This window comes from Pseudomonas sp. NPDC089407, from assembly GCF_044900445.1.
GTDB lineage: Bacteria > Pseudomonadota > Gammaproteobacteria > Pseudomonadales > Pseudomonadaceae > Aquipseudomonas.
In genome coordinates this window covers 1-4,153 of sequence record NZ_JBJDNB010000067.1, presented here as the reverse complement: position 1 = coordinate 4,153, position 4,153 = coordinate 1, and the positions used below count along the sequence as shown (strand labels likewise).

At 64.1% G+C, this 4,153-nt stretch carries 3 protein-coding genes and 1 pseudogene; all 4 read left to right on the top strand.

All coding sequences use genetic code 11. The features are described from left to right. Positions 1–42: 42 nt before the first annotated feature. Positions 43–627: pseudogene (locus ACI2KG_RS28910) on the top strand (alpha/beta fold hydrolase); the annotation flags it as partial. Positions 628–689: 62 nt separating this feature from the next. Further along, entirely contained in the window at positions 690–1,541 is an 852-nt protein-coding gene (gene phaZ, locus ACI2KG_RS28905) for a poly(3-hydroxyalkanoate) depolymerase (RefSeq protein ID WP_404664235.1), read from the top strand. Positions 1,542–1,660: 119 nt separating this feature from the next. Continuing rightward, a complete protein-coding gene (gene phaC, locus ACI2KG_RS28900; protein ID WP_404664234.1) occupies positions 1,661–3,343 on the top strand; it encodes a class II poly(R)-hydroxyalkanoic acid synthase in 1,683 nt (560 codons plus the stop codon). 13 nt (positions 3,344–3,356) lie between these two features. Further along, a complete protein-coding gene (locus tag ACI2KG_RS28895) occupies positions 3,357–3,971 on the top strand; it encodes a TetR/AcrR family transcriptional regulator (protein ID WP_400612319.1) in 615 nt (204 codons plus the stop codon). The last annotated feature ends 182 nt before the right edge of the window (positions 3,972–4,153 follow it).

Below are 4,153 nucleotides of genomic sequence, written 5' to 3'. Positions count from 1 at the left end.
AAACATACCGCATACCAGAAAGCCAGATATAACTCCAATTAATTCGCCTGGATGCGCCCCAATGACCTGATCTGGAACTACTGGGTCAACAACTACCTGCTTGGCAACGAGCCGCCGGTGTTCGACATCCTGTTCTGGAACAACGACACCACGCGCCTGCCGGCCGCCTTCCACGGCGACCTGATCGAAATGTTCAAGAGCAACCCGCTGACCCGCCCCGAAGCGCTGGAAGTGTGCGGCACCGCGATTGACCTGAAACAGGTCAAGTGCGACATCTACAGCCTGGCCGGTACCAACGACCACATTACCCCCTGGCACTCGTGCTACCGCTCGGCACACCTGTTCGGCGGCAAGATCGAGTTCGTGCTGTCGAACAGCGGGCATATCCAGAGCATCCTCAACCCGCCGGGCAACCCCAAGGCGCGCTTCATGACCGGCGCCGATCGCCCGGGTGACCCGGTGGCCTGGCAGGAAAACGCCACCAAGCATGCCGACTCCTGGTGGCTGCACTGGCAGAGCTGGCTGGGCGAGCGTGCCGGTGAGTTGAAAAAGGCGCCGACCCGCCTGGGCAACCGGGCCTATACCGCCGGCGAAGCTTCCCCGGGCACCTACGTTCACGAGCGTTGAGTTGCAGCGCCGTGGCGGCCGGCAAGGCGCCACGGTGTTCTTTTCACCCAAGAGTCACGCGCATGCCGCAACCCTATATCTTCAGGACCGTCGAGCTGGACGACCAATCCATTCGCACCGCTGTCCGGCCAGGCAAACCGCACTTGACGCCGTTGCTGATCTTCAACGGCATCGGCGCCAACCTGGAGCTGGTGTTTCCGTTCATCGAAGCACTGGACCCGGACCTGGAAGTGATCGCCTTCGATGTGCCCGGGGTCGGCGGCTCGTCCACCCCGCGGCACCCGTATCGCTTTCCCGGGCTGGCCAAGCTTACCGCACGCATGCTCGACTACCTCGACTACGGCCAGGTCAATGTGATTGGCGTGTCCTGGGGGGGCGCCCTGGCCCAGCAGTTCGCCCACGACTACCCCGAACGCTGCAAGAAGCTGGTGCTGGCCGCCACCGCCGCGGGTGCGGTGATGGTGCCGGGCAAGCCCAAGGTGCTGTGGATGATGGCCAGCCCGCGGCGCTACATTCAGCCATCGCATGTCATCCGCATTGCGCCGCTGATCTATGGCGGGGGCTTTCGCCGTGACCCGGACCTGGCCATGCACCACGCGGCCAAGGTGCGCTCCGGCGGCAAGCTGGGCTACTACTGGCAGCTGTTCGCCGGGCTGGGCTGGACCAGCATCCACTGGCTGCACAAGATCCAGCAGCCAACCCTGGTGCTGGCGGGTGACGACGACCCGCTGATCCCGCTGATCAACATGCGCCTGCTGGCCTGGCGAATTCCCAATGCCCAGCTACACATTATCGACGACGGCCACTTATTCCTGATCACCCGGGCCGAGGCCGTCGCCCCGATCATCATGAAGTTCCTCCAGCAAGAACGACAGCGTGCCGTCATGCACCCCCGCCCGGCGGCGGGCGGGTAAATCGATGCGGCCTTCTTCGCGGGCACGCCCGCTCCCACAGGGACGGCGCTGAACCTGTGGGAGCGGGCGTGCCCGCGATGGTGTTGAACGCGAAATGGCTTAGACGAGGGAGTGTTGCCATGACAGACAAACCGGCCAAAGGATCGACAACGCTCCCCGCCACCCGCATGAACGTGCAGAACGCCATCCTCGGCCTGCGTGGCCGCGACCTGCTTTCCACGCTGCGTAATGTCGGCCGCCACGGCTTGCGCCATCCGCTGCATACCGCGCACCATCTGCTGGCCCTGGGCGGGCAGCTGGGGCGGGTGATGCTGGGCGATTCGCCCTACCAGCCCAACCCGCGAGACGCGCGCTTCAGTGACCCGACGTGGAGCCAGAACCCGTTCTATCGCCGCGGCCTGCAAGCGTACCTGGCCTGGCAGAAGCAGACCCGCCAATGGATCGACGAAAGCCACCTGCACGACGATGACCGCGCACGTGCGCACTTCCTGTTCAACCTGATCAACGATGCGCTGGCCCCCAGCAACTCGCTGCTAAACCCGCTGGCGGTCAAGGAGCTGTTCAATACCGGCGGCCAGAGCCTGGTGCGTGGCATGGCCCACCTGCTCGAAGACTTGCGGCACAACGATGGCCTGCCGCGCCAGGTGGATGAGCGTGCCTTCGAAGTGGGCGGTAACCTGGCCGCGACCCCCGGCGCAGTGGTGTTTCGCAACGAACTGCTGGAGCTGATCCAGTACAAGCCGATGAGCGAAAAACAGCACGCACGCCCGTTGCTGGTGGTACCGCCGCAGATCAACAAGTTCTACATCTTCGACCTGAGCGCGACCAACAGCTTCGTCCAGTACATGCTCAAGAGCGGCCTGCAGGTGTTCATGGTCAGCTGGCGCAATCCCGACCCGCGCCACCGTGAATGGGGCTTGTCCAGCTACGTGCAGGCGCTGGAAGAAGCGCTGAATGCCTGCCGCAGCATCAGCGGCAACCGCGACCCGAACCTGATGGGCGCCTGCGCCGGCGGCCTGACCATGGCGGCGCTGCAAGGCCACCTGCAAGCCAAGCAGCAGTTGCGCCGGGTGCGCAGTGCCACCTACCTGGTGAGCTTGCTGGACAGCAAGTTCGAAAGCCCGGCCAGCCTGTTCGCCGACGAGCAGACCATCGAAGCGGCCAAGCGCCGCTCGTATCAACGCGGTGTGCTGGACGGTGCCGAAGTGGCGCGGATCTTCGCCTGGATGCGGCCCAACGACCTGATCTGGAACTACTGGGTCAACAACTACCTGCTCGGCAAGACACCGCCAGCCTTCGATATCCTCTACTGGAACGCCGACAGTACGCGCCTGCCTGCCGCACTGCATGGCGACCTGCTGGAGTTCTTCAAGCTCAACCCGCTGACCCACCCGCAAGGGCTGGAGGTGTGCGGCACGCCGATCGACCTGCAACAGGTCAACCTGGACAGCTTTACCGTGGCCGGCAGCAATGACCACATTACCCCTTGGGACGCCGTGTACCGCTCGGCCCTGCTGCTGGGTGGCGAACGGCGCTTCGTGCTGGCCAACAGCGGGCATATCCAGAGCATCATCAACCCGCCCGGCAACCCCAAAGCCTATTACCTCGCCAACCCGAAACTGAGCAGCGACCCGCGTGCCTGGTTCCACGACGCCAAGCGCAGCGAAGGCAGCTGGTGGCCGTTGTGGCTGGAGTGGATCACCCCGCGCTCCGGCCCGCTCAAAGCGCCACGCACCGAACTGGGCAATGCCACCTACCCACCGCTAGGCCCCGCGCCGGGCACTTACGTGCTGACCCGATGAGCATGCTGACTGGATGAAAACCCGCGACCGTATCCTTGAGTGCGCCTTGCAGCTGTTCAACCAGCAGGGCGAGCCGAACGTTTCCACCCTGGAGATAGCCAACGAACTGGGCATCAGCCCGGGCAACCTGTACTACCACTTCCACGGCAAGGAGCCGCTGGTGCTGGGCTTGTTCGAGCGCTTTGAGGAAGCGTTGATGCCATTGCTCGACCCGCCGCTTGAGGTGCGCCTGGACGCCGAAGATTACTGGCTGTTCCTGCACCTGATCGTCGAGCGCATGGCGCAGTACCGCTTTCTGTTCCAGGACTTGTCGAACCTGACCGGGCGCCTGCCCAAGCTGGCCCGCGGCATGCGCAGCCTTATCAATGCCCTCAAGCGTACACTGGCGGCGTTGTTGGCCAGCCTAAAGGGCCAGGGACTGGTGGAGAGTGACACCCAGGCGCTGGGGCAACTGGTGGAGCAGATCACCCTGACGCTGATGTTCTCGCTGGATTACCAGCGGGTGCTGGGGCGCGAGGGGGATGTGGGGGTTGTGGTGTACCAGGTGATGATGCTGGTGGCGCCGCATTTGCAGGCCCAGGCACGGGCGGCGGCGGAGCAGTTGGCGGTGAAGTACCTGGAGGGATAGGCCTGTCAGGTCGGCGGTGCGGCCTTCGCGGGCACGCCCGCTCTCATAGAACAAACTCTAACTTATTGATTTATCGAAACTTGTGGGAGCGGGCTTGTCCCGCGAACACCGGCAAAGCCGGTGCCAGACACCGGGTTGCCTTCTTCGCGGGACAAGCCCGCTCCCACCATGGCCATTGTTCT

Bases quoted from the DNA above. Each gene is read 5' to 3' on its own strand.
- phaZ (WP_404664235.1), top strand. From the start codon at position 690: ATGCCGCAACCCTATATCTTCAGGACCGTCGAGCTGGACGACCAATCC.
- phaC (WP_404664234.1), top strand. From the start codon at position 1,661: ATGACAGACAAACCGGCCAAAGGATCGACAACGCTCCCCGCCACCCGC.
- ACI2KG_RS28895 (WP_400612319.1), top strand. From the start codon at position 3,357: ATGAAAACCCGCGACCGTATCCTTGAGTGCGCCTTGCAGCTGTTCAAC.